Here is a 25,558-nt window from a genome sequence, read left to right as displayed (position 1 = left end):
ATTTCTTTCGTGAGTATTATACCATAGGAAAATGGGCCATGCCGAAAAAAATTATCCCTCTACGTTTTTTTTAAATAAATTTAGTAAAATCTCTTCCCAGTTATTCTCAAAATGACTTGTTCTTACTTTTGTTTCTGCTGGAAGAAACCATGTTGCTTCGTCAAAATCACAACAATTTTTGGGTTTTGCTGTTAATTTTTCGCCAAAATAATTCAGAATAAATTCTCTGCGACAAGTAGATGCATGGATATATCGTAACATTTGATATAAACGAAACTGTTTCTCTTTTTCTTGAAGCTTTAATTTTTCCATCCATCGATCCGGTTGATTTGTTTTTTTGACAATTTCTAACCATTTTTGTTGGAGTTCATCAAAGGGGCGTTCTGGCTCCTGCGCATGTGCTAAGTAAACTTCAAATCCCTGACGTTGCTCTTTCGCTAATTGATTAAAAAAATGATGTATCGCTTCATCTCCTGTTTGGTACAACAAAATGGCCGTACTTGGCTTCTGATCACGTCCGGCACGTCCGATTTCCTGCACATAATTTTCCAGACTATCTGGTAAATCATAATGGATAACATAACGAATATCCGCTTTGTCTACCCCCATGCCAAATGCGTTTGTTGCAATTAAAAATTGCAATTGATTTTGAGAAAATTGTTGCTGTAATTGGCGTCTTTGGCTCGCATCTAGACCACCATGATAATAGCCAATAGCGAAGCGACCACGTAATTCTGCATATAAACGCTCCACCTCTTTTTTCGTTGCACAGTAAATGATGGTCGCACCCTTTATTTCTTTCATAATCGCTTCTAGCTCTTCCGTCTTTTGAGTCGTTTCTCTTACAAATAAAGCTATATTTTCTCGATTCACTGAATGCTTAACGATTTTTGGTTTGTTTGTAAATAACACGGTCTCGATATCTCGTTGGACTGCATTTGTTGCTGTAGCTGTAAGTGCCAAGGTCACTGGAATCGCCAATTGGGTTCTTACTTCGCCCAAACGTTGATATTCTGGGCGAAAATCGACACCCCATTGTGAAACACAATGTGCCTCGTCAACTACGAAAAGTCCGATTTTTTGCTTTTTTAATTGGGTTAACATTTCTGATTGCAATAACATTTCCGGACTTAAGAATAAAAATTTATATTGAGATAAATGCTCCATAACATATTTACGTTCTGGAAAGGTCAATAAACTATTAAAGGCAACAACTCTTTTTTCGCCCATTTTTTGTAACTGCATAACCTGATCTTCCATTAGTGATAGCAATGGTGAAACCACAACGACCAAACCTTCTGATAGATAACCTGTTAACTGATAACATAAACTTTTACCATTTCCCGTTGGCAGCACAGCTAATACGTTGTCTTTGTTCAGCAATGTTTGAATAATTTCCTCTTGACCTGGGCGAAAAGTTGAAAAACCAAAATAACGTTTTAACTCAGCTGTTAAATTCATCTTTTCGTCCTCCTTTTAAAGCTCGTATTTGGTAAAAACGAAATTCACCATAATCAAGTGTACCCGTTTTGTTTAATTCTTGATAACGCCAAGTTTGGACAGGTGTCGCTTGACTCGCTAATAATTGGTTGGTCTCTTTCGAAATCAGCTGATCAAATGGAAAATCGTCTAAAAACAATGCCCATTCAACTAAGTGATCCGTTATTGTCCCTTTTTTCAAATGACGGTATGTCATGATTTCAGAGAGAGAATGCCCTTGAAGAAAAAGTTGTCGCGTGACTAGCATACTTTGATTGTAATTTTGTTCCAAAATAGGTAACAATAACTGACTGAATAAAAAATCTGGAAACCGTTGCAATTGGTTGAAAAAAGCGTGAACAGCTTGTGCCTGTTGCAAATAGACTGTCGTTTCATCCTCACTCGTCTCAATTAGTTGATAGGGCAGTAACCCGATTTGTTCATAACCAGAAAACTGATTGGCTAATAAATTAGCTTGTTCCTTCGTTAATTTGCCTAAACAAGTCGATAATTCGTGATAAATTGTATCAGCTAGCTGTTCTTTTGAATAGCCACTATGGACTAACCACGTTTTGATTTTAGTAGTATAAAATGGGCTGGTTTCTGCTGGTAAATATTCTGACTGATGCGCATTTAAATAAGAAACGACTTGAATAGCGAATTTTACCAATCGCCATGCCTCTTCCCAATTTCTACCATAGAGATCAAAATGTAAATCAGGATACAAGACATTCAATTTTTTTTGACGTTCTCTCCCTTTTGACGTCAAGAAAACTTCATTTTCTTCAATCTGAATCAAACCTGATTTTTCTAACTCAGTTAATCGTTCTTGATAGGTTTTCTGAGTTAGTTCTGGTAAACTATTGTGTGCCGGCAACAATTGGTTTAAGAATCCAAAAATCAATACGGAAGTTGTTTTTTTACCTGTCAATAATTGATAAAAAGAACTGATCCTCAACTTGTTTCTTGAGGGAAATAAAGATAGAATAAATAAAAGCATAGCAATTCTCCTTAAGTTAGGATGGTTAAACATGTCATTATTATGTAAACTTGTACCCGAACGTTGTATCGCTTGCGGCCTGTGTCAAATTGAGGCTCCTGATATTTTTGATTACGATGAAGAAGGAATCGTGCTCTTTGCACAAGAACCAGAAGCACATCAACAATTCGTCACCAAAGCAGAAACTGAGTATGTAAAGAAAGCCTATCAGAAGTGTCCCGTTCGAGCAATACTCTTGGAAGAACAAAAATAATTTATCATTCCTTCGACAAATCAATTATGAATTTTATAGAAGAATTTGTCTATCAAGATAGAACGAGCAAAAATTTTGCTCAAAAATAAACGTGAGTCCAGTCAGAAACTTCTCAAAAAAGTTAGCTCAGTTGCTACTTTTTCAAACTGTTTCGCTAGGCTCACGTTTTTATTTACTAATGATCGAAAGTAACGAACTACCAACCATTTTGCTTTAACCAGTTTTCAATCGTATTCACAAGGACGATCTGCTGGTCTTCATTCGTAATTTCGGCTTGTCCATCCTTTTTCTGTTCACCATACGAACCAAACCCACTATGATTTCCGCCATTAATCACCACGTACTTTGTTTGCGTAGGCAAATATTGTTTAGCATCTTCATATGCTTCCTGATTTAATACTTGATCTTTTGATGCAGTAATTGAAAGTACCGGAATTTTTGACTGAGATAATGTCCCATTTTTGTCAGGATAACTCGCTAAGAAAAAGATACCTTTATTCTTATCTGTCACATTTTGAGAAACATAACGACTACTCATTACTCCACCAAGCGAATGACCGCCAAAAACAAAGGTACGATCTGGAAAATCTTTAATCACTTTTTCTGCGCGATTTTTATCTAGTACCGCTAGATTAAGTGGCATTTTGACGATTGCCACGTCATAGCCAGTTTCAGAAAGTTTGCTTGCCCAAACGCTGTAACTTGTTGGCTCAACTAAAGCACCTGGGTAAAAAATAATGATTGGGTGTTGTTTTGCAAGTTTCTTTTTTGGACTTTCAAATAAAAGGTATTCCTTGTTATCAATTGCTTTTTTACTGGATGTTAATGCAGTTTGGCTTGGTTCATAAGTATTTTCTTTTAAATAATAATAGCTTCCAACACCAATCAAACTTAAAACAATCAGTATACCTAAGAATATTTTTCCTAATTTTTTCAAGCTACCATCCTCCTTTAATCCTCTTTTAGCTTATTATACGTGTATTTCAAAAAAATGACGAAAATAATTTCTTAATTATTCCAAACAAATAAAAAAGGAGATGTGATAAGATCTTATCACATCTCCTTTTTGAATAACTAGTGTTCAATAAGTCATTCCTTTAAAATAAGCACAAATCACTCAAAAATTCGAAAATAATTTCTAATCATTTTTCTTATTTTTTGAGTAAAATGCTTCTCTCACAAATAGCTTATTTCGCACACAAGCGATAAACAGCTTCAGCATAAATTTCCATAGCTTTATACATGCTACTTAATTCCCAACGTTCATTTGCTTGATGCATGAAATCTGGTGTATCTGGGAACATTGCGCCAAATGCCACACATTGATTCATTGTACGAGCAAAAGTTGCTCCACCTGATACAAATGGTTCAGTCATGTCACCAGTGATATCACGGTAAGTTTGCAAAAGATTTTTTACTAATTCGCTATCTAGTGGCACGTATAAAGAATCTAAGAAATCAAAATCTTCATAAGTTAATTCATATTTCTTCACTGTTTCAGCTAATTTTGCTACCAGATCATCTTTTTTGAATGTTACAGGAATACGCATATCCACACCAATTTTTGTTTGTTCTGGTGTGATTTCTAAGCTAGCAAAGTTCATTGTTAATTCGCCAGATTGCTCATCTTTCGTTTTTCCAACAACATGTTCACCAGTTGCATTTTCTTTCACCAATTTGCCTAAGAAATCAATTGGTGCAAAATCGAAGACTTCAGCTAAAGCCATAGACAAACGTGAAATTGCATTCACGCCTTCTGGTGCGTCCTTCGCATGGATACTTTTTCCAAGAACAATAATTGAATCACCATGATCTTCAAAATCAAAACCAAGTTTATTCAATGCTTCTTTCACTTCTTCTAATTTTTCACCAGAATATGGAGCCGCATCAGGAACTACGTTTAGTGCGCCACCTGCTTTCACAGAAAAATCAGTAGTGCCAGGACCAGTTAGATAAGCTTGTAATAATCCTTTTTCAGCGTAAATCAATGGGAATTCAGCATCTGGTGCAAAACCTTGTGTGATTCCTTCTTCTTTTTCGTTGTATTTATCTAAACAGCGCCATAAGTTTTCTTCATCTGTCCCAAAAATAAAACGAATTCGTGTTTTAAATTCAATACCAGCATCCATCAATGATTTGACAGCATACATTGCAGCGATTGATGGTCCTTTATCATCTTGTGATCCACGTCCAATCAACCAACCATCTTTTACAGTTGGATCAAACGGTTTTGTATCCCAATTTTTTTCATCACCAGCAGGAACAACATCCATGTGACACAAAATACCAAACAATTCATCACCAGAACCAACTTCTGAATAACCATAATAGCCTTCTGGGTCTTTGAATGTGCGGAATCCTAATTCTTCGCTGATTGCTAACACTTTGTCTAATGCTTCAACAACTTTTGTCCCGAAAGGATGTCCTTTCCCAGTATCCTCTTCATCTAATACAGAAGGGATTCTGATTAGTTCATTAAGTGATTGTAACGCTTGTTCATGATGTTCTTTTGTAACAAATTGTTTCATTACACTTACCTCCTAATAAGATAAAAGACCCGATAGTTTGCCTACCGAGTCTTCTTAAAGCCAACTCAGTTAGCTTTGTTTACTTTATTATTCAATGATAGATGTTTCCAATCATTTTGTCTAGGCAAAACTAAATCATTGCTGCAACGCCGAGAATCACACAGATAGCTACGAATAAAATAGCAATTAGTTTACCAGTAAATTTCCACCAAACTGAGATGTCAAAACGAGCAATCGCAACAGCCCCCATAACAATAGCAGAAGTTGGAGTAATCAAGTTAACCAATCCAGAAGCAGATTGATAAGCAGTGATAACTAAGTCTTTACCTACACCAGCAAATTCACCCATAGGTCCCATAATCCCCATTGTAGCCGCAGCCAAGCCTGATGTTGATGGAATCAAGAATGACATTGGGATATAGAAGATGAACGTGATAATGATGAACACGCTTGAAGATAATGTGCTCAACCCTTGTTCTCCCCAGTGTAAAATAGTATCTGTAATCAAACCATTGTTCATAACAACTTGAATACCACGAGCAACAGCAACAACGATTGCTACACCAATCAAGTCTGATGCACCAGCTAAGAATTCTGAAATGAATTCAGATTCTTTCATACCGTATGTGAATGCAACAACGATCGCCATAACTAGGAATAACATAGTGATTTCTGGGAAGTACCAGTCACCAAGTGGTAACATATCAATCCCTAATACTGTACCAATTACAGGAAGACCTGTTAGCCAGTTTGTTAATGATTCAAAAATAGTAAAGTTTTCATTCAATGTTGTCCAAGGAATCAAGCTGATGATCATGATACCAAAAGTAATAAAGAATAAAATGTTAACAGATTTTTGTTTGCTTGTAATTGTTTCTTGACGCCCAATCGATTCGATATCGAAGTGTTTCATGTCTTCTTGTCGTTGGTTATAAACCAAAGACTTGGTTGGATCTTTTTCGATTTTTGAAGCATAACGATAAACATAAATGATTGAAATACCTAATAAGATCACAAACATTAAGAAACGTAAGCCAATTCCTTCACCCATAGAGATACCAACAGCTTGTGATGCTACCCCAGTGGCAAACGGATTAACTGTTGAAGCCAAACAACCTACTTGCGAACCAACTAAAACGATTGCAACGGCTACTACAGTATCAAAACCAACAGCCATCATAACTGGAATTAGTAACGCATAGAAAGGAATTGTTTCTTCGGCCATTCCGTAAGTTGAACCACCTAAAGCGAATAAAATCATTAAAACAGGAATCAACATTTTTTCTTTGCCTTTAAATTTCTTAACGACAGAAGCGATTCCGGCATCTAATGCACCCGTTTTATTGATAATTCCTAAAAATCCACCCACGATCAAGATAAAGAATGAAATCGGAATAGCTGCTGGTGTCGCACTTGTTAACTCACCCGCTTCAACCCCCAACATCCCATTGATTGGTGCCATAAAAATATCCCAAAGACCTTGTGGATTTTGTTTTACTCGTTGATACGATCCAGCGATGATATTGCCTGCATCATCTACACTATAGTGACCAGCTGGAATGAACCAAGTAAGGACAGCGATAATTGCAATGATAATGAATAAGACCGTATACGCTGACGGCATCTGAAATTTTTTCTTTTTTTGTTCCATTTTCTTCTTCCTTTCCCTTTTTCATTTTTAGAATCAAGTAATATTGGTTCCATCGTTATTTTATCAAAAAGAGCGGCAGAACAAAAATAATATCTCGAATAAATGATACTTTTTGTTCAAAAATCCATTAATAGTGACGACTCATTGCCTCCTTTCATCTAAGATACTTCTTTCAAAGTAATTGTAGCCTGTCTCTTTGTTTTGTAAACAAACCTATTCGTCATTCAAAAAGAGAAGAATCTCACATTCATTTATTACAAATTCATGTTTATACATAAAAAAATAAAATACTCAATAACAACTAATAAAACGTTTACATTTGCGGTTTTATTGCATTTTTTTTCAAAAAAAAAGGACCAAAAAATTACTGGCCCTTTTGAATATTCATTTTTAAATCGTATGTCTTTGTTCTAAAGCATGTTGTTTACGACTCAACCAAGGTAATAGCTTAGCATGTAAAACTAAGAAAGCAGCACTAACGATGAATCCTTTGATTAAATTAAATGGAACAATCCCGATCAACACATAATTTACTAGTGGCATACCTAGCATTTGATTTGCATTCAATCCAAAGAACATCAGATATAATGGTGTAATAACAAAATAGTTTGCGACACTCATAAAAAGCGTCATTGCTAAAGTTCCGGAAACAACGCCCAGAATTTTATTTCTATTTGCATGTTTTTTAATTTTTTTGAAGAAGTAGAAAATTGGTAACGTGAAAATAGTCGTTGCCAAGAAACTTGCAGCATCCCCAACTAGATTGTCTGGTGAAAATCCTGTTGTCACCAGATGTAACAGCGAGCGTAAGAAAGCCGTAGCTACACCAGCTACAGGGCCAAATAAAAACATACTAATCAAGACAGGTATATCACTGAAATCAATTTTTAAAAAACTAAATGCCGGCATAATTGGGAAAGCAATAAATTGCAAAACTAACCCGATTGCAGCGAACATCGCTACCATAACCATTTTTTGTACCCGTGTGTTCTTCATTTGAAATCCTCCTGTTAGGACTCCTCTTCAGCGAACTATCCAACTAATTTTTCAAACAAAAAAACTCTACTTTCGCAGGGAAAATAGAGTTAGAGTTATCTGATAAATGATTAGTCAAATAAGCTCTATCTTCTTTATCCAGACTATACTGTCGGTACCGGAATTTCACCGATTCAGCTATTTCCTAAAGAAATAGGTCGTGGACTATAACCACCGGTCGGGAATTGCACCCTGCCCCTGAAGACGAACCTTTTATATTATTTTGTTTACACTTACATTATACATAGCCTTGAAAAAAATGCAACATTTATCTCTTACAAAAAGTAAGCTATCATTTTGAATGATTTAGTAACGTACTGATTTCTTTTTTATTTAGCTCACGATATTCTCCCGGACGTAACCCTTGAAGAGTCAAATCCCCATATCTTTCTCGTTTTAGTTTTTGCACGGGTAAACCAACTGCCTGTAACATGTTTTTTACTTGATGATTACGCCCTTCATGAATTGTTAACTCAACAATACTATGGTTCGTTTTAGGGTCCACTGATAAGATTTGAACTTTAGCAGGTGCCGTTTTTCGTCCTTCTAATTTAATACCTTTCGTTAAAGGAGATAATACTGATTTTGTAGCAATCCCTTTTACTTTTGCCACATACACTTTATCAACCTCATGCTTTGGATGCGTCAAACGTTGTGCAAATTCGCCGTCATTTGTTAATAGTAAAATACCAGATGTATCATAATCTAAGCGCCCGACAGGGTAAATTCGTTCTTTTACCATCGGCAATAAATCTGTAACCACTTTTCGGTTTTTATCATCTGATACTGCAGAAATAACTCCTTTAGGCTTATAAAGTAAATAATACCCATATTCTTCTTGATAAATAGGTACTTCGTCTACTTCGACAACATCGTGTTTACCCACTTTTACACCTAATTCTCTCACAACTGTGCCATTGACTTTTACACGACCAGCCAAAATAAATTCTTCTGCTTTTCTTCGAGAAGTAATTCCGGCGTGTGCAATTACTTTTTGCAATCTTTCCATTACTTTTGTTCTCCTTCGCTCACTCCATCAAAAAACAAATCCAATGATGCATCATCTTTTAACGCATTTTCTAGTTCTTGTGTGTCTGGTAACTCTGTTAAGTCTTTTAAACCAAAATAATCAAGGAAATAACCTGTCGTTCCATACAAAATTGGACGACCTGGTCCTTCCACGCGTCCTTTTTCTTCAATTAATTTATGAGCAACCAATCGCTGAACGGGACCAGAAGCTTGGACACCTCTGATTTGTTCGATTTCTGTACGTGTAATTGGTTGTTTGTAAGCAATAATTGCTAACGTTTCTACTGCTGCTTGTGATAACGTATTTGATGAACCTTGTGCATATTTTTTTAAAAGTGGTGCTAATTCTTTTTTTGTTGTTAAGACGAAATGGTCTTCTGTTTCGAAAATGTGTAACGCTGAATCAAGAGTCGCCTGATATTTTTTTTCTAAGGCCACAATCAGTTCAGATAATTCCTGTTTATCAATATTCAATAAATAACTTAACTCGTCACTGCCAATTCCTGCTTCACCGGCAACGAAAAGGATAGCTTCTAGTTCACTTAATTTTGTCATTCGTTGTATCTCCTACTACTGGATAAAGCATGATTGAATCATAATTTTCTGCCTGTTCAGCAAAAATCTGCCCATTTTTCATCAGTTCAAGTAATGCCATGAAGGTCGTCACAACTTCTGCTTTTGTTGGGGCTTCAAAAAATGATTCAAATGTACAGCCTGATTGACTGTTTACTAACTTTTCCTTAATAAAACTCATACGTTCTTCGATTGTCGTATCATCTGGGGCAATCGTTTTTTCCACTTTTTGTGAAAATTTTTTCCGTTCTAAAATAGCCTGCATGGCTCGAAATAAATCGACTTTTTTTACTTGCCCACGTTTGAGAGGCAATTCTTTTTCTGCCAAGTCTTCTACCATAGTTGGTTCTTTCGAATAATATAAACTGCGTTCCTCAGCTTTTTCAATCAACTTTTCCGCTGCGTACTTATATTTTCGATATTCTAAAAGTTGTGTGACCAATTCGTCACGTGGATCTTCTTCCCATATCAGATCATCTTCAATTGCTAACTCCTGAACGGGCAGTAATGTTTTACTTTTGATTGCCATTAGTGTGGCTGCCATTACCAAATATTCTCCAGCTAACGCTAGCTCCATCGTTTTCATCGTGTGAATATAGTTCATGTACTGCTCCGTAATCGTCGCAATTGGAATATCGTAAATATCAATTTCCATTTGCTGAATCAAATGAAGCAATAAATCCAATGGCCCTTCAAAAATATCTAGTTTAATATTGATTTCAGTCAAATGTTTCACTCTTTCTTAGTTATGCTTCATTGCCATTTAGATAAGTAAGGTTTCGTAACTTCAGTTGCTAAAAAGGTCACTTCGGGGTATTTTTCCTGAAGCTCATTTAGCATCAGAAAGCCCATATTTTCTCCTCGGTAAGAAGGATTCAACGAAATATCATGAATGATCAATTGATCCTTACCTATCCATTCAATACCGATGATCCCTTGGATGTTCGTCGAGTCTTCTGGAGTGAAGAAAAATAGTTCATACTTATTTTCTGCTTCATAAACATCGATTTCTTTTAACAAATCTGTTTGATCCGATAATTTTTTATGAAAGCTTAACAAGCCCATTGCAATTTTTCGGTTCTCTTTTCGGTAATGTGTTAACATTATTTCACCTTCCTCTAATTAAGCCCTTGGAAAATGCTGCTTGTAAACATCTGTCATTCTTTTTTTCGTGATATGTGTATAGATTTGTGTTGTTGAGATGTCTGCATGTCCCAATAATTCTTGTACCGTCCGTAAGTCAGCTCCATTTTCCAACAAATGCGTAGCAAAACTATGACGTAAAGTATGTGGTGTGACGTCTTTACGAATACCTGCTTGCTGTACTAATTGCTTTAAGTTCTTCCAAATTCCTTGTCGAGAAAGTCCTTTTCCATGGTTGTTTACAAATACATGCAGTTCAGAAGTATCTTTCACCAACAATGGACGTGCCTCATCCAAATAACGTTCTAGCCATTGGATTGCATAATCTCCCAAAGGGATGATCCGTTCTTTATCTCCCTTACCAATTGTTTGTAGTAAGCCAAGAGAAAGATGAAGATCCCCAAGTTTTAGATTGATCAATTCACTAACCCGCATGCCAGTTGCATACATTACTTCCAAAATTGCCCGATCTCTAATTCCTAATGTTTTTGAAGTATCCGGGGTTTCAATCAATATTTCGACTTCTTTAAGCGTCAATGTACTTGGCAATTTTTGTGCTTTTTTTGGTGTATCAATATGTTGCATAGGATCATGGTCCGTATAGCGTTCTTGTCGCAAAAATTGATGAAATCTTCTTAAGCTAGAAATCATTCGAGTAATTGTTGCAGTCGCTTTTTGTTCTTCATGTAATTTTTCTAAATACTGAATGACTAAATAACGATCGACCATTTGCCAAGAGGTAATCTTCTTTTCTTCCATAAAATGCAAATATTGTTCCAAATCGCGTTCATAACTTTTACGCGTATTGGCAGAAAGTCCACGTTCAATATTCAAATAATGAAGGTACTCACTTAATTCTTCTTTCATACTATAACCCACCTCATGCTTTCTCTATCATATCAGATACACCTTTATTTCGATAGTCCATTTACGTTATCTGCACAAAGAAAAAGCCGTCTTTCAACAGACGGGCTACTTTCTCTTTTCGTTTTCTTGACAGTTATGACAAATTCCATGAAAGGTCAAACGATGATCTTTCACTAAAAAATGATATCTTTTTTCAACAACTTCTTCAACTTCTCCCAAAAGGTCTTCTTCGACTTCCTCAATAGCACCGCAATTAAGGCATAGTAAATGGTGGTGAAAATGCTTCGCACCATCTTTTCGTAAATCATAACGAGCTAATCCGTCATTGAAGCTCACTTTATCGACAATTTTTAAATCAGTCAAAATTTCTAACGTGCGGTAAACCGTTGCAAGACCAATTTCTGGACTTTTTTTCTTAACTAAAAAGAAAATCTCTTCGGCAGACAGATGCTCCTTTTCATTTTCTAAGAGCACAAGCAGCGTCGCCTCTCGCTGCGGAGTCAATTTAAAACCTGATTCATGTAATTGTTGTTTCGTTTTCTTCATTGCTAATATAGCATTCATTCATTAATTCAACTCCAACAATTTATAATAATTATAAATAAGCAAATAATAATACTCTGTTAAATTATAATAATTATAAGCTAGTTAAGAAAAACATGCAAGATATTCTCAATTAGATTTTTCGATTAATTTCGTCACACCGTCTTCTTGCTTAATCAATCCTTGCTTCATCAGATTTCCCATTGCACGTTTGAAAGCACCTTTACTGATTCCAAAAGTTTTCATAATATCTTCTGGATCTGATTTGTCCGTAAATTGTAATTGTTTTTCTGCCGAACGTTCTAAAATCGTCAAAATCATTTGTGCATCATCACTAATTGCTTCATGGGCGCGTGGTTTCAGAGAGATGTTTAAAACACCATCTGGTCGAACACCAACAACACGACCACTTACATGTTCACCTAAGCGCGGCTCTTGGTAACGTTCAGACGGATGAATAAACGCCACATAAAAATCATCGGTCAAGACATACGTTCCTGCTAATTTCAAGCGATAAGTCGTTCCCGAAACATCTTTATTTTTTAGTTCTTCATTCCCCTGCTTACTCAATGATTTAAAGATTTTTTCGTCCGCAAGCTCACCCCAAATACGATTTTTTGCATCTACCTTCAAGGCAATCATTAATCGATCTCCTTTTTTAGGCCACAATTCCGTCATTGTTGGTAATTCATCTAAAGAAACAACAAAATCTTTATCTGGTAAGCCAATATCCACAAAAGCACCTAGATCTCTTCTAGTTGCTGTTACTGTTCCAAAAGCATAATGACCAATGCGACTTTTAGGAATCAACGTTGTTAAACGGTTTTCATGTTTTTGATTTTGATAGCCAAATCCTTCAACCGCTTCACCAATTTTATGCTCGCCTTCTGATTTGCTTAAACCAAAAGTTTGTCCATTCTTTTGGACAAAATAATTTTTTTCATTTTCATCAATAATAATTCCTGTAAATATATTTGCTAATAAATTATTCATTTCGATCTCCTTTTAATTGAAAGGCTTTGTTTTCCCATCACTTTTCTCTGCTATCATAACATACAGCTTTCACCAAGAACAATGTTCCAAGCAGTAAGGCATAAAAAAACTTAGGCGATCATCTATCATGATTCGCCTAAGCCATTCGCTTGTTTAATTAGTAATTTTTTAGTTACTTCCATTTCCACCAAACCAACCTGTTTTACAGTTGATTGTTACGATATAAAATGGCAAAGCACTTTCACCGATACCGTTCATTAGCGAAGATTTAGTTGAAGTTGCGTAAAGATTGTAGTAGCCTTCACCATTTCTGATTTGTGCCTTTTCTAACTTATAGCCGCCGTCAACAATATAGCCTCGTTGAATACAAGTAGCGATGACACTTTCTCTTACTCCAGATGCCCAGTTCCACGCTGCGTTGGAACTATCTGCAACATCACTTGCATTTGTTCCCATGATCGGTTGATTCGCTGTTGAGCCTGAGCCAACAGTTGTGTTACTAGAAGCTGTGTTTGCTTTTGCAGCTTCCTGAGCTGCTTTTTCTGCTTGAGCTGCTTGAGCCGCAGCAACTTGTTCTGCTTTTGCTTTTTGCTCTGCTTCTTGTTTTTCTTTTTCTTCTGCAGCTTTTTTCTCAGCTGCTTGTTTTTCTTTCTCCGATAATTGATGATCTACTTTTGTTAATTGTTGCTTGAAAGAATCGGCAAGTTCCTTGTTTACAATTTTATCAACAGCTTCTTTCGCTGTTTTGTATTGATCCCGCGTAGCTGATTCAACAACTTTTTCATCTTGGTAAACAACTTTTGTCTTTTCTTCAGCTGTTTCAATTTGTTCGAGTTGTTTCTGCGCTTCTTGCTGGGCCTTTTGAATAAGTTCACCAAAATCTGAATCATCGGTTTCAATTGCTTCGATTTTATCAGTATTTCTTAGCACTGGTTTTTCGGCTAAATGATCATCTTCAATTACTGGGTTAATAAACAAATCATTTACTTTTTTGATATTGATTATCTTTGCTTGAATATCATCATACGTCTCATTCAATTCTTGATAATCTTTTGTAGAATCAACTTCGTTTAACTCTTGTTTGATTTTCGACAAATCTTGATTCAAGTGGTCTGTACGAATGAATTCATTTTTATCACCAAAGTAAAAACTAGCTAGTTCCTTTTTGATTTCAGAGACTTTTTTTTCTTGTCTGGCTACCTCAGCAATTCGTTCAGCTTCGACTTTTTGTTGATTGTCATAGTATGCCCAACCACCAACACCTAGTAAAATAACTGCAGCTAACAGTAGGTAAGGACCTTTTTTAACTTTTTTGGATTTTCCAGTTGGTTGTTCTGGGTTTGGAGTTATCATTGCTGGTTCTTTTCCAGCTTCTTGATTTGCTTTAACAGACGCTACAGCAGGCTTTTTAGTCATTTGTTCAGTTGGTTCGTCCGCTTCTACTGGTTGATTCACAGTAGCATCATATTCGGGAGAATTCACTTCTTCTTTTTTTGAAGCTTTTTTTAAATGCTCATTTGAACCTACTTTAGCAAGCTTTAAAGATTCATCCTTTGCTGATTGTTTCTGAGAAACAGCTATTGGTTCTTCTGCTGTTTCTTCCGCTTCGTCAACTTTAGATTCCCGCCCTTCAACAGCTGGCACAGCAGATTTTTCTTTCGTGACCAACTCTTCTGAACGTTCTATTTTTTCTCCTTTTTCGTCGTCGCTTTTAGCAGAAGTAGACACGACAGCTTCCGTGTCAGCACTGTTTTCTTCTTTGTTATCTGCTGCACCTTCTGCAATCTCAGATGTCTGATTAGCAGCAATCTTTTCATGGATCATTTGCATCAATTCTTTTGATTGTTCTTCATCCACGTCTTCACGATGTGCTTGGATATAGGCTGCAAGAATTGATTGATCATCTTCTTTTTTTACATTTTCTTTTAGTTGTGTAATACGTTCTTGTTTTTCTTTTTCAACTACTTCATCAACTGAAAGTCCTTTTTCAGTGTTGATTTCATTTTGATCCTTTGGTTGCTTATCTCGATTTTTTTTCATAGGCTTGACAGCTTTCTCTTTCTTTTCTTCCAATCGTTCACCCGCAGTTTCTTTTTCCGCTACTGCTTCTGACTTTTCCGAGGCATCAAACAATTCCATAACTGATTCAAGTGGTAAATCTTTTAGTTCTGACCATTCAATTGGGTCATTTAGCTCTGTATCTGGAAAATCTGGTTGGTTATTCTCTTCAGGAAATTGTTCAAGAGATTGGTCTTTCGATTCGATAACATCTCGTTTATTTTGAATGTGCTGATCTTTTTCTTCAAGGCTAAAGCCACAATCTGGGCAAACTTTTTGACCCTTAATCTTTTTCGATCCACATTTTGGACATTTTTTTTTCACTTAGTGATCGGCTCCTTTAACTAAGTTTAACGCTAACATTTAATCTATCACATTCTGACCTATCAGCCAATAGTTTATCTTTACGATTTTCTAACAAATAAGTAAATCGAACGTTAAAAATAAGGATTAGAAAATAGATATTACGTAATTTTTTTATTTGATCAACTAAAAAGCTGACACAAAACGTTGATTTGTTTTGTGTCAGCTTTTTGTTTTTTATTCTAAGAAATCTTTTAATTGTTTTGAACGTGAAGGATGGCGTAATTTTCTTAGGGCTTTTGCTTCAATCTGACGAATACGCTCACGTGTTACGCCGAAAACTTTCCCTACTTCTTCTAAGGTTCTTGTTCGACCATCATCTAAACCGAAACGTAAACGCAACACGTTTTCTTCCCGGTCAGTCAGTGTATCCAACACATCTTCTAATTGTTCTTTTAACAATTCGTAAGCTGCATGTTCAGCAGGACTTGTAGCTTCTTGGTCTTCAATGAAGTCTCCAAGATGTGAATCATCTTCTTCACCAATTGGTGTTTCCAATGAGACAGGTTCTTGAGCAATTTTTAAGATTTCGCGTACCTTTTCTGTAGGTAGGTCCATTTCTGCTCCAATTTCTTCAGGTGTTGGTTCTCTACCTAAATCTTGGAGTAGTTGACGTTGGATACGAATCAATTTATTAATTGTTTCGACCATATGAACTGGAATACGGATCGTACGTGCTTGGTCAGCAATCGCGCGTGTGATTGCTTGACGAATCCACCAAGTTGCATAAGTTGAGAATTTGAATCCTTTACGGTAATCAAACTTTTCAACGGCTTTCATTAAACCCATATTTCCTTCTTGGATCAAATCTAAGAACTGCATCCCACGACCCACATAGCGTTTCGCAATACTTACAACTAGACGTAAGTTTGCTTCAGCTAAACGTTGTTTAGCTTCTTGGTCGCCTTCTTCGATTTTTAAGGCAAGTGCTACTTCTTCTTCAGCTGTTAAAAGGGAAACTCGGCCGATTTCTTTTAAATACATACGAACTGGATCATTGATTTTTACACCAGTTGGTGCAGATAGATCCTCTGTTTTTGCTTTTTCAGCTTTTTTCTCACCACTTTTTAAACTGTGGATTGATGGTTCACCATTTTCGTCAACAACACTGATTCCAGCATCTTCAACTTTTTGGATCAATTTGTCCATTTCCTCAGCATTCAATGTGAATGGTGTAGCAAGTTGGTTTGATAAATCGTCATAAACAACTTGTCTTTTAGGTTTGTGTTCTTTGATGAAAGCTGTTACTGCTGCTTCATATTTTTTCTTATCCGTTACATTTGCCATAAAAGAAGGCCCCCTTCAAGTAGCTATTTGGCTTGTTTTAACTGTCTCGTTAAATTAATGATCTCAATTGTCAATTCTAATTCTAACTGTTTGTTACCTGTACGCCTGGCTTCTTGCTGCAATTGTTTTTTTTCGATTATTTTATCAGCTAAGCCAGATTTACTGATAACAGCCAGTAAATCTTGAATCTCGCGCGTAGAGCTTTCTTCGGCCACTCGCAAATAAGCAATCTCAACCACTAAACGCCTAATTTTTTCATCTTGCAAAAAGTTTAAAAAGTCTGCAAGGTTAAACTCTTCATATTGTGATAAATAAGCATCAAATAAAAAATAGATTTCTGCATATTCATCATGGATAAATTGAAACTCTTGTTCTTTTAGAAGATTCCGAACTGAGATTTCTTTGAACGCACGATACAACAGCATTTGCTCCGCTTTTTCAACTTGTGTCAGCGGTTGTTTTTGTTGCGGTAACTCCTGCTTTACCACTGGCATGTTCGGTTCGGCAGCTCGTTGCCGTTCTTGTCGGTTTGTTCGTTTCAACTCACGCAATTGTTTTTGAATCGTTTCACGACTAACTTGAAATTCACTTGTTAGCTGTGATAGATACATATCTTGCTCAATTGGTGAGACTACTTTACTTAATTCAATCAACACTTCTTGGAGATAATCTAACTTATCTTTTTCGTTATCTAAATTCTTATTTTGTTTCAGATAACGTGTTTTAAATGTAAAGACTGTTTCACGACCATGTTGAATCAATTCCTGAAAGGATGCTTCACCATATTTTCGCAAATATTCATCGGGATCCAGTTTTTCTGGCACAACCACGATAGATAACTGCAATCGACTATTTTCACGTAGAAGTTCGATTCCACGATTGGTAGCCTCAAACCCTGCTTGATCACCGTCATAACAAAATACAAGCTCTTTTGTTAAGCGCTCCATTTGCTGGATTTGTTGAGCAGTCAAACTGGTTCCCATTGAAGCTAAGCCATTCTTGATTCCAGCTTGCCAGGCTGCAATCACATCCATGAATCCTTCAAACAGTAGTATTTCATTACTTTTTCGGATTTCACTTCTTGCTTTATCCAAGTTAAATAAAACTTGGCGCTTATTAAATAGTTCTGTTTCTGGACTATTTAAATACTTAGGTTGATCTTTTTCTTGCCCTTTCTCTGGTGCTAACCATCGACCAGAAAAACCAATCGTTCGTCCTTGTGAATTATTGATTGGAAACATAATACGCTGATAAAATCGATCAGAGAAATTACCATCATCATGCTTGATAAACAATCCTGAACGTTCAAAGACATCACTCGATAATGACTCATTATTGAACACTTGAACTAAAAAGGAACGTTCGTTTGGTGCGAAACCAATCTTAAACGTTTCAATCAGTTCCATTGTCAAACCACGCTTCAGTAAATAATCAAGTGCAGGCTGTCCGGCTTTCGTGTGTAACAACATATGGTGATAAACTTCTACAGCTTTTTCATGTGCCACGAGTAGTTTGCCAGTAGCTGAATCTGTTTCATTAACAACATATGTTTGTTGTTTCCATTGATCTGCTAAGGGAATTTGTTCAAATTCTGCGACCTTTACAACTGATTCTGGAAAAGTCAATCCTTCAAGTTCCTGAAGAAAAGTAAAGACGTTTCCACCCTTTCCACAGCCAAAGCAATGAAAGATCTGTTTATCTTCAGCTACGGAAAACGAAGGTGTTTTTTCTTCGTGAAAGGGACAAAGTCCTAAATAATTTTTCCCAGATTTCTTTAATTGAACATATTGTCCAATCACCTCAACAATATTCGTTTGACTTCGAATATTTTCAATCACTTCCTGAGGAATTCGCTGAACCATTGTTTCCACCCCCTCATTTGTATACTCCATAAAAATCGAGTAAATCTATCAGGAGAATAACCGGTAAAAAATCGCACCAACCGAAATCAGCGCGATTTTAAAGGACACAATTATACATGTTTGATTGTATCATATTCCTGTTCTTTTTCAAGTATAACGTTCTAACAAATTAATGAATCATTTAAGCAAACTTATTCAATAGCTTTTCTTGAATATTCGCACGCCAATACGCTAGACGAAGAACAATATTTATTGCCATGAACCCAACGAATAAACCAAGTTGATTTCCCACGCCTAAGTTTACTTCTAAAATGCCATGGAAAAGCATCGCTGCTACATAGATCCCAACAATTGTCGTTACAGCTAAGAAAATTCGTAGTGGATTGAAAGGATAACATGCTTTGATTACAGCTAAACAACTAATGCCAATCAATAAATAATACATCAATGTTGTCGTTTCACCATTTGACCAGTCCAATCGTTGTCCCAACAGATAAACCGTCACAACGTTTAAGACAACCAAAATTGCATTTGGTAAAGCATTGATCAGCGCTGTCGGCAAGTAGCGATAATTTATTTTTCGTTTATCTTGCTCAAAAGACAAGAAGAATGACGGATACCCTTCAATAGCTAGATCAATTAATGTGATTTGAATTGGAATAAACGGGAACCCAACTGCTGTAATCGCACATATGATAGACAAAATGAAGGAGTAAATTGTTTTGATAAAGAAAATTCCCGAAACTTTAGTCACATTGTTAACCACTCGGCGGCCTTCAAACAAAACTTCTGGCAATGTCGTGAAATCTGAATCAAGTAAAACTAAATTAGCAATCTGGCGAGTTGCCCCATCGCCTTCCGCCATGGCAATACTACAATCAGCTTCACGAAGTGCTAATACATCATTTACGCCATCCCCTGTCATCGCAACTGTCCGACCACTCTCTTTTAACTCATTGACAAGAGTTTTCTTTTGCTGAGGACTTACCCGACCAAAAACTGTATAGTCATGCGCAGCTTTTCGAACATCTTCCTCGTTCATTAAATCTGAAAGATCAATATATGCATCATAATTAGGCAAGCCTGCACGTCTCGCAATATTAGAAACAGTAAAAGGATTATCACCAGAAATAACTTTTAGATCCACACCTTCTTCATGTAAATAAGCTAATGTTTCTGGTGCATTTTTCCGAATAGGGTCGTCAATTTCAAATAAAGCAATGGGTTCAACACCGGTTGGTTTATCCTCAGATAATTTTTGATGAGGCGCAACGCCTAACATCAAGACACGATAACCATTTGCCTGTGCAGACATCAATCGTTCTGGTAACTGACTTTGTGGAACTAATCGTTCTGGTGCCCCAACATACACCACACCTAATTCAGGGAATTCCATTGCTCCCCATTTTCGATCAGAAGAAAATGCTAAGACCTCTTCTACTTGATAGCGATTGGAAACCGCAAAATAATTACGTAAAGCTTGCATCGTCACATTATTGTCATTACTTTCTGCTAAATAAGTCCCAATAATTTCTGGAATTGCTTTTTCGTAACGTTTATCTAATGCTTCTACATGCTGGATACTCATTTTCCCTTCCGTGATTGTTCCTGTTTTATCCAAACAAAGTGTGTCGACATGAGCCAAGGTTTCAATTGCATACATGTCTTGAACAAGTATCCGTTTTTTTGCTAACTTTGTAACTCCAGTTGTCAAAGCAATACTGATTAATAATACCAATCCTTTTGGCAACATTCCTAGTAACGCAGCAGCTGAAGCAACAACTGATAGTTTGATTGACGCATCTCTAATAAATAATGCTTGCAAGAATAAAATAATCCCTAATGGAATAATGACAAAACTGGTAAATTTCGATACTTTTCTGATTGAGTCAACTAATTCAGATTGAATTTTTTTATGTTTTTTAGCTTCGCTCGTTAAACGAACAGCATAGTTGTCTGCTCCAACCCGAATCACTTTCGCAAAAACTGAACCACTTGTTAAGAAACTCCCAGAGAGTAATTCTGCTCCAGCTTCCTTAACGATAAGATCCGATTCGCCCGTCAATAAAGCCTCATTTGCTTCTGCTCGACCACTCAGCACTTGCAGATCTGCAGGAATCTGTTCTCCCGCACCAATTTTTACTAAATCATCCAGCACAAGCTCTTTTGTTGAAATTGCTTGCTCTTTTCCCTCACGCACAACCGTTACTTCAGATTGAGAAACGATCGACAATTTTCTAACAAGATTTCGTGCATGAATCTCTTGATAGATTCCGATAACGATATTCATGACAATGATGGCGATATAAGCCATATTGGAGTAAGCACCAACTAAAAGTAAGCAGACACCAATCCCAAAGTTCAGAAAATTGAATAATGTCAGAATGTTATCGCTGAAAATTTGTCTAGTTGTTTTTGAAGCATCTTCTTGATAGTCATTTTGCTGACCTAAAGCCAGCTTTTGTCTAACTTCTTCCTGTGTTAGACCCATCATTTTTTTATTTTCCATTTTTCGCCAACTTTCAAAAATAATCACGTCTTTAAGTCTAGCGTTTTCCTGACTTAAAAACAACTTGTTTTTTTAGGGTTCAAACAGATTCTCCACTCAAAAAAATAAATTCTGTTTCTCAAATTTGTCTAAATAAAAATTTAGACAGATGATACTTTCACCTTTACTTAATTAAATATTTTTTCATATGCTTGGATTATCTTTTCATTCATCATCACAATATCCGCATAGAACATGTTTCCTCCATTATGGTAAAGATAGCCACCATTGTACAAAACAGATTGGACTCGCCAATAGCGGTACTGTGTCTGTTCCTCATTTCCTAACAATGGACTCAAAATTGTTTTAGAATATTTTTCAGCTAACTTGACTGTATTTTCACCACCGTTTTCTTTTACATACGCAATATAATCCTTACCAAAGTTATACGCTTGGATGGCAGTTGCTAAATCACACCCCTGTTTTTTAGCTTCCGCGATCATTTCTGCCAGATAGCTCACACCTTGATTGATACTTTCCTGTGGATCATCAATCACGTTCGTTTCACCATGCGCACTTTCAGAACTCTGCATCAAATCTTTTCCAGAACCTTTTGATTCCGTTAAAATAATCGCTTTGATTAAAGTTTCGTCATTTTCCATTTGGTATTTTTGTGTAGCTTCTGTTATTTCTGTTTGATAAGCTTCTACCTTTTTTACAGATTGGTACGTTCGATTAGCAAAAAAAATTGCGCCTCCAACGAGCACGAGTAGTATCGTAAAAAAGAAAGCTTTCATTATTGAAAATCTTTTTTTCTTCATCATACATCACCTAGTTATTTAGACATCTTTTTTTATCTTACTATTTCTTTTCAAGATTCGCCATTTCTTACTTGTTTTCTGTAAATTACTTAATAAAAAATGAAATTTTCCCATAAAATTTGTCAACTTACAAAATTGATCGATAAGTTTCAAGAAAAACAATTGTCTAAAAACAGAAAAAATCGTTATACTTTAAACAGTAGGTGATTATGTGAAAAAAGAAAAGAAATATGCAAAAATGGCAGACGGCAGTCAAATCTATTATGAAAAAAGTGGTAGTGGATTCCCTCTTTTTTTACTCCACGGTAATGGGGGCAATGGAACTTTTTTTTCACAACAAGTTCCACTTTTTGAACAACATTTCACAGTTTATTTAATTGATAGTCGCGGTCAAGGTCATTCAACTAACGAATCCGCTAATTTGAGCTTCAATTTAATGGCAGAAGACTTAGCGACGATATTAGTTTTGGAAAATATCCAACAAGTGGATATTTTAGGATTTAGCGATGGTGCTAATTTAGCTTTGGTTTTCGCAAGTACGTATCCAAAAAATGTTCATCGTTTGATTTTGAATTCCGGAAACACTTTAGTTCAGGGTGTCCGCCTACTTCCATTGGTTGCTAGCTATCTTCACTACGGCATGATTTGGATTGCTTCCTTGTTTTGGCCAAAATTACGAAAAAAATTAGCAGTGATTTCTTTACTGTTACATAATGTTGGTTTGACTGGAACACAATTAAGCAAAATTATTTGTCCGACACTGATTTTAGTTGGGAAAAAAGATGTGATCAAGCTCAAGCACTCGCTTTTCTTAGCAAAAACTTTGCCTAACGCTTCCTTTGTACTTGTAAAAGGAAGTGGCCATCAATTAGCGCGTCAGGATCCAAAAAGATTCAATCAAGAAGTACTAAATTTTTTAGAAGAATAGTAGGTGATTTATGTGTTAAAAACAGCCCTTCAATGGTTTAAGAATCATTTAGGACTATTTAAAACAATTTTTTTAATTTCTGTTGTTGTGATTATTTTTGGAGAACTCTTATCAATCGGTAAGACGTTGTCTGTCGATCAGCTAGCTCAGACTTTTTCCAATATCCCGATTTGGAAAACATTTTTGATGTTCATCATTGGATTACTTTGTGTCGCACCAATGATTGGTTATGATGTAATCTTAAATCGTTTATTAGGTCAAAAATTGTCGTGGAGTTATTTACTCGAAACAAGTTGGTTGATCAATACGATTAACAATGTAGCAGGTTTTGGTGGTTTTGTAAGTATCGGTCTTCGTTCAGAACTTTATGGACAGAAAAAAGATGGAAAGAAAGTCATGCAGGCCCTTTCGAAAATTTTCTTATTTTTGATGGCAGGACTCTCTATCTATAGTTTATTGTCATTTTTGCTGGTGCTTTTTACTCCTGTGACTCCCTTCATCAAACAATATTGGATTTGGTTAATTGGTGGTGGGCTATATTTTCCAGTTGTCTTGTTAGTCACTACCTTAAAGAAAGAAGGATACTTGGGTGGTTTGACTTGGAAGCTACGCGGACAATTACTGCTTGTTTCTTTTTTAGAATGGACAGGTGTCCTGCTAAGTTTTCTTTCGGTCGGTTTTTTAATGGAGATTCCGATTGATTTATGGCAGACAATTCCTTTATTTATTGCGGCTTCTGTGATTGGAATCGTATCGATGATTCCCGGTGAGATTGGAAGTTTCGATGTAATGATGATTCTCGGGTTATCAGCAATCGGGATTCCTCGTGAAATCGTAGTGGTCTGGATTTTACTTTTTCGGATTTTTTATTACTTTATTCCATTTTTATTGGGTATCGTCTTTTTCTTCAAAAATATCGGTGCCTCTTTCAATCAGCGCTATTCTGGTATTCCTAGACAACTGGCGACAGAAATTGCGCACAAAATTGTTGTTGTTTTACTTTATTTTTCTGGCATCATGCTCGTATTATCAGCTACAATTCCACAAGCTTTTTCGGAGTTTCATTGGTTGCACACATTGAACCCACTAAAATTCCATTTTATCGTCCAGTTTCCAAGCATTATTTTAGGTTTCTTATTATTGATTATGGGACGCGGAATCGCTGCACGAGTCACTCGTGCCTATTTACCAACAATTATCATTGTAGGTCTTGCGTTACTGTATGTTATCCTTGGTGATTTCACCTTGACTGGATCAATTTTCTTGACCCTATTATTAGTGATCATCATTGCTTCAAAAAATGAGCTTTTTCGAGAACAACTAGTTTATTCTTGGGAATGGTTAACCGTCGATGGCTTGTTGATTGGCACATTAACCATTTTGTATCTGGTAATTGGCGTCTATAATCTGCCGATATTTCCCCATCGGAAGCATCACTTTATTTCATTCTTTCTATTTCCATCTGAAAAAATCTGGCTCTCTGGTTTCTTAGCAATTGTTACGGTTAGCTTGATCATGATCCTCTTTGTTCATTTCTTACAGGGGAAAAAGAAATTAGTGGGTGAAGTTTTTGATGAAGAAAAAGCAACAGCTGTGCTGGCTAATTATGGAGGGAATTCCGATAGTCAACTTATTTTCTTGAAAGATAAACGGATGTTCACTTACGAATCAAATGGTGAACCAACTGTATTATTACAGTTTGCCTCTTATAACAATAAATGTGTTGTTATGGGGGATCCTTCTGGGAAAAAGGAAGATTTTCCAAAAGCAATTGAAGCATTTATTACAGAAACGGATCGTCTTGGCTACTTACCTGTTTTTTATGAGTCAAGTGAAGAACTTGTAATGATTCTCCATGACGTAGGCTATGATTTCATCAAAATGGGAGAAGAAGCGTACGTTGAACTACCTGAATTCACTACTTCTGGGAAGAAAATGAAGGGTACTCGGGCAGTCATTAATCGAATCGAACGTGATGGATTTACTTTTGAAGTCCTTTCGCCTCCATTTTCTGTAGAACAAATGCAAACATTTAAACAAATTTCCGATAACTGGCTTGGCAGTCGTAAAGAAAAAGGGTTTTCGCTAGGATTTTTTGCTGAAGATTATCTTCAACGTGGACCTATTGCTGTTGTCCGAAATTCCGAAAAAGAAATAGTTGCCTTCGCAAATATTATGCCAACTTATACAGATAACAAAGTTGGAACAATCGATTTGATGCGTTATGATCCAAAAAAGGCGCCTTCTGGTAGCATGGATTTCTTATTCATCCACTTGTTCAATCATATGAAAGAGCAAGGGATTCAATGGTTCAACCTAGGAATGGCTCCTCTTTCGAATGTGGGAACATCTAGAAAAAGTTTTCTTCAAGAGCGAATTGCTTACTTGGTTTATGAATTTGGTTCCCATTTTTATTCTTTCCATGGATTACGTGAATACAAAGAAAAATATGCAACACATTGGACACCTCGATATACCCTTTATTCTCGAGATAGTTGGATTGCGTATGTCATGATTGCGTTACTGATTATCGACAATGCTCCTGTTGAAAAAAGTGGAAAAATGAGTCCTTTACAAAAAGGATTGAAAAAATGGTTTAAAAAATAGCAAAAAAGGATTTCAGAAATGATTTCTGGAATCCTTTTTAGTTGTGTTCA

21 protein-coding genes and 1 riboswitch are annotated in these 25,558 nt (G+C 36.2%); of the genes, 3 read left to right on the top strand and 18 right to left on the bottom strand.

The annotated features are described in order from the left end of the window. Nucleotides 1–51: 51 nt before the first annotated feature. Entirely contained in the window at nt 52–1,461 is a 1,410-nt protein-coding gene (locus tag AC4BC3_RS04650; RefSeq protein ID WP_490467094.1) for a RecQ family ATP-dependent DNA helicase, read from the bottom strand. Beyond that, nucleotides 1,445–2,479 carry a helix-turn-helix domain-containing protein gene (locus AC4BC3_RS04645; protein ID WP_206910012.1) on the bottom strand — a complete coding sequence of 345 codons (1,035 nt, stop codon included), beginning with the start codon at nt 2,477–2,479 and terminating at the stop codon, nt 1,445–1,447. Before AC4BC3_RS04645 ends, AC4BC3_RS04650 begins: the two co-directional genes overlap by 17 nt. A 31-nt stretch (nt 2,480–2,510) precedes the next feature. On the opposite strand from AC4BC3_RS04645, the gene AC4BC3_RS04640 reads away from it, so the two are divergent. Continuing rightward, entirely contained in the window at nt 2,511–2,732 is a 222-nt protein-coding gene (locus AC4BC3_RS04640) for a ferredoxin (RefSeq protein ID WP_206910011.1), read from the top strand. Between the two features lie 196 nt (nt 2,733–2,928). Here the strand turns inward: AC4BC3_RS04640 and AC4BC3_RS04635 are convergent, their stop codons facing one another. The 16 genes from AC4BC3_RS04635 to AC4BC3_RS04560 all read right to left on the bottom strand — a co-directional run bounded on the left by AC4BC3_RS04635 (nt 2,929) and on the right by AC4BC3_RS04560 (nt 21,973). Further along, nucleotides 2,929–3,669, bottom strand: a complete 741-nt coding sequence (locus AC4BC3_RS04635) for an alpha/beta hydrolase (protein ID WP_490467093.1) — start codon at nt 3,667–3,669, stop codon at nt 2,929–2,931. A 250-nt stretch (nt 3,670–3,919) separates the two neighbouring features. Beyond that, nucleotides 3,920–5,260: a M20 family metallopeptidase gene (locus tag AC4BC3_RS04630; protein WP_206910009.1), complete on the bottom strand. Its 1,341-nt coding sequence runs from the start codon at nt 5,258–5,260 to the stop codon at nt 3,920–3,922. A 130-nt stretch (nt 5,261–5,390) separates the two neighbouring features. Next, complete coding sequence (locus AC4BC3_RS04625; protein ID WP_206910007.1) at nt 5,391–6,911, bottom strand: YfcC family protein; 1,521 nt, start codon at nt 6,909–6,911, stop codon at nt 5,391–5,393. A gap of 390 nt (nt 6,912–7,301) precedes the next feature. After that, the gene (locus AC4BC3_RS04620; RefSeq protein WP_490467092.1) at nt 7,302–7,907 is read right to left on the bottom strand and encodes an ECF transporter S component; all 606 of its coding nucleotides are present in this window, start codon (nt 7,905–7,907) and stop codon (nt 7,302–7,304) included. A 123-nt stretch (nt 7,908–8,030) separates the two neighbouring features. Beyond that, a riboswitch (FMN riboswitch) is annotated at nt 8,031–8,156 on the bottom strand. An 82-nt stretch (nt 8,157–8,238) separates the two neighbouring features. Beyond that, nucleotides 8,239–8,955, bottom strand: a complete 717-nt coding sequence (locus AC4BC3_RS04615) for a pseudouridine synthase (protein ID WP_490467091.1) — start codon at nt 8,953–8,955, stop codon at nt 8,239–8,241. Beyond that, on the bottom strand, nt 8,955–9,530 hold the full coding sequence (gene scpB, locus AC4BC3_RS04610; protein WP_206910001.1) for an SMC-Scp complex subunit ScpB: 576 nt from the start codon (nt 9,528–9,530) through the stop codon (nt 8,955–8,957). The genes AC4BC3_RS04615 and scpB overlap by 1 nt, the downstream gene beginning before the upstream one ends. Continuing rightward, complete coding sequence (locus AC4BC3_RS04605) at nt 9,514–10,284, bottom strand: segregation/condensation protein A (RefSeq protein ID WP_206909999.1); 771 nt, start codon at nt 10,282–10,284, stop codon at nt 9,514–9,516. The genes scpB and AC4BC3_RS04605 overlap by 17 nt, the downstream gene beginning before the upstream one ends. A 17-nt stretch (nt 10,285–10,301) precedes the next feature. Then, entirely contained in the window at nt 10,302–10,652 is a 351-nt protein-coding gene (locus AC4BC3_RS04600; protein WP_490467090.1) for a GNAT family N-acetyltransferase, read from the bottom strand. A gap of 18 nt (nt 10,653–10,670) precedes the next feature. Further along, complete coding sequence (gene xerD / locus AC4BC3_RS04595) at nt 10,671–11,558, bottom strand: site-specific tyrosine recombinase XerD (RefSeq protein WP_206909996.1); 888 nt, start codon at nt 11,556–11,558, stop codon at nt 10,671–10,673. Nucleotides 11,559–11,663: 105 nt separating this feature from the next. Beyond that, on the bottom strand, nt 11,664–12,122 hold the full coding sequence (gene fur, locus AC4BC3_RS04590) for a ferric iron uptake transcriptional regulator (RefSeq protein WP_277988522.1): 459 nt from the start codon (nt 12,120–12,122) through the stop codon (nt 11,664–11,666). 108 nt (nt 12,123–12,230) lie between these two features. After that, nucleotides 12,231–13,094 carry a CvfB family protein gene (locus tag AC4BC3_RS04585; protein WP_490467089.1) on the bottom strand — a complete coding sequence of 288 codons (864 nt, stop codon included), beginning with the start codon at nt 13,092–13,094 and terminating at the stop codon, nt 12,231–12,233. A gap of 168 nt (nt 13,095–13,262) precedes the next feature. After that, on the bottom strand, nt 13,263–15,476 hold the full coding sequence (locus AC4BC3_RS04580; protein WP_490467088.1) for a cell division site-positioning protein MapZ family protein: 2,214 nt from the start codon (nt 15,474–15,476) through the stop codon (nt 13,263–13,265). Nucleotides 15,477–15,692: 216 nt separating this feature from the next. Continuing rightward, a complete protein-coding gene (gene rpoD, locus AC4BC3_RS04575) occupies nt 15,693–16,802 on the bottom strand; it encodes an RNA polymerase sigma factor RpoD (protein WP_206909991.1) in 1,110 nt (369 codons plus the stop codon). Nucleotides 16,803–16,825: 23 nt separating this feature from the next. Then, on the bottom strand, nt 16,826–18,664 hold the full coding sequence (gene dnaG, locus AC4BC3_RS04570; protein WP_490467087.1) for a DNA primase: 1,839 nt from the start codon (nt 18,662–18,664) through the stop codon (nt 16,826–16,828). Nucleotides 18,665–18,845: 181 nt separating this feature from the next. Beyond that, a complete protein-coding gene (locus AC4BC3_RS04565) occupies nt 18,846–21,158 on the bottom strand; it encodes a cation-translocating P-type ATPase (protein WP_206910111.1) in 2,313 nt (770 codons plus the stop codon). Nucleotides 21,159–21,340: 182 nt separating this feature from the next. Next, on the bottom strand, nt 21,341–21,973 hold the full coding sequence (locus AC4BC3_RS04560) for a lysozyme family protein (RefSeq protein WP_206909988.1): 633 nt from the start codon (nt 21,971–21,973) through the stop codon (nt 21,341–21,343). Between the two features lie 211 nt (nt 21,974–22,184). On the opposite strand from AC4BC3_RS04560, the gene AC4BC3_RS04555 reads away from it, so the two are divergent. Beyond that, the gene (locus AC4BC3_RS04555) at nt 22,185–22,901 is read left to right on the top strand and encodes an alpha/beta fold hydrolase (RefSeq protein ID WP_490467086.1); all 717 of its coding nucleotides are present in this window, start codon (nt 22,185–22,187) and stop codon (nt 22,899–22,901) included. A 12-nt stretch (nt 22,902–22,913) separates the two neighbouring features. Beyond that, on the top strand, nt 22,914–25,508 hold the full coding sequence (mprF, locus tag AC4BC3_RS04550) for a bifunctional lysylphosphatidylglycerol flippase/synthetase MprF (protein WP_490467288.1): 2,595 nt from the start codon (nt 22,914–22,916) through the stop codon (nt 25,506–25,508). Nucleotides 25,509–25,558 lie beyond the last annotated feature (50 nt).

This window comes from Enterococcus sp. AAFC-DPL-6103 (genome assembly GCF_058216595.1).
This window is presented reverse-complemented; position numbering and strand designations above follow the sequence as displayed.